Below are 1529 nucleotides of genomic sequence, written 5' to 3'. Positions count from 1 at the left end.
TTTTCACCATGCCCTGTATGTATTGGTTGATCCTGCGGGTAAAAGCCGGTATCGGGATTTTGGCCGGATCGAGCAACTGGCAAAAGCCTATACGGATGGCTTTGTCGTCAGCGGAGAGTTTGTTTCGTTCCGGCAGCGTAAGTTTGGCCGCTCAACGGCGGGGATGGATGCTGATAAGTTTGTGGTGTTCAGCCTGAATCATGATCAGGTCGGAAACCGGGTCGGGGGAGAACGGCTTTCGAAACTGGTTAACCTGAAATTACAGAAACTGTCGGCGGCGGCGGTCCTGCTCTCGCCGTATGTCCCCATGTTGTTTATGGGTGAGGAATACGGTGAAGAAGCACCCTTCTATTATTTCGTGGATCACTCCGACCCGGAGCTGATTCAGGCCGTGAAGGAAGGACGGAGAAATGACTTTGCTGCGTTCGGCGACAGTGAGTATAAAGATCCGTTTGACGAAGACGTATACCGGCAATCGGTACTGAACTGGGAAAGCCGCTATACGGGTAAACATGCTGAGTTACTAGACTGGCATAAGGCATTACTAACGCTGCGGAGGGAAGAACCCGCTCTACAGAATGTCCGGAAAAATGATATCCGTGTTTCTATTCTGGACGACGGGGGATTGATGCTGCACCGCCAGTGTGTTCACGGTCTTTATCATGTGGTTGCGTTTTTTAACCTGACCCAAAAAAGCATAGTTGCCCGGCTGCCCGGCTGGCTGGAGAACGCTGAGGTACGGCTACACTCCGGTCGAGAGGCCGTTATTACGAAAAACAAACAACTAACCCTGGAACCTCATCAGGTGGTGGTCGTTAGCGGCGCTTCGTCACTAACCGAATAAAAAAAGCCGCCTCGGTTGAGGCGGCTTACCCGTTTTAACGCGGTAAAATTATTTTGGCTGAGCCTTGGCAAACTCACCGGCTGCCTTAATTTCAACCTCTTCACTAACGACAGCAGATCCGCTGCTACCAACACCAAAGTCGGTGCGTTTGATGGTGCCGTTAATTTTCAGACCTAATTTTTCTGTTTTTCCGCGCGGACTATCCATGGTTACCGGACCCGTCAGCGTGGCATCGAACGTTACCGGTTTCGTAACACCATGCAGTGTCAGGTCGCCCGTAATTTTGTATTTTTTACCTTCTACTTTCTGAACAGACTTGCTCTTGAAAGTAAAGGTCGGAAATTTTGCCGCGTCAAAGAAATCAGGACTTTTCAGGTGGCCATCACGGCGCTCGTTGTCCGTGTTGATTGAGTTCACATCGGCCGTTACTTCAATGACCGCATCTGAAAAATCAGGTTTGCTGGAGGTAATTGACGCATCAAATGTTTTAAAGTTACCGTCAACATCCGTTAACATAAGGTGAGTAACTGTAAAGCCAACACGAGAGTGAGATTTGTCGACTGTCCAGTTTTGGGCAAATGCGGTTGTCAGGCTAAGCAGTGTTACTACAGTTAATGCAAGCTTCTTCATGCGATTAGAGTTGGTTTAACTTGACTAAGATAGATGGAAATTTATTTAAAAACTA

At 48.5% G+C, this 1529-nt stretch carries 2 protein-coding genes; one reads left to right on the top strand and one right to left on the bottom strand.

Annotated features, from left to right (window positions below; genetic code table 11):
* Positions 1–844, top strand: an 844-nt coding sequence (locus BLX24_RS30295; RefSeq protein ID WP_143092924.1) for an alpha-amylase family protein, incomplete at its 5' end; no start/stop codon positions are given.
* A 48-nt stretch (positions 845–892) separates the two neighbouring features.
* Here BLX24_RS30295 and BLX24_RS30290 read toward each other — a convergent pair.
* Positions 893–1474 carry a YceI family protein gene (locus tag BLX24_RS30290; RefSeq protein ID WP_071506901.1) on the bottom strand — a complete coding sequence of 194 codons (582 nt, stop codon included), beginning with the start codon at positions 1472–1474 and terminating at the stop codon, positions 893–895.
* Positions 1475–1529 lie beyond the last annotated feature (55 nt).

This window comes from Arsenicibacter rosenii, assembly GCF_001870735.1.
Classification (GTDB): domain Bacteria; phylum Bacteroidota; class Bacteroidia; order Cytophagales; family Spirosomataceae; genus Arsenicibacter; species Arsenicibacter rosenii.
The sequence above is the reverse complement of the archived record's forward strand: the minus strand, read 5'-3'. Positions and strand labels throughout refer to the sequence as shown.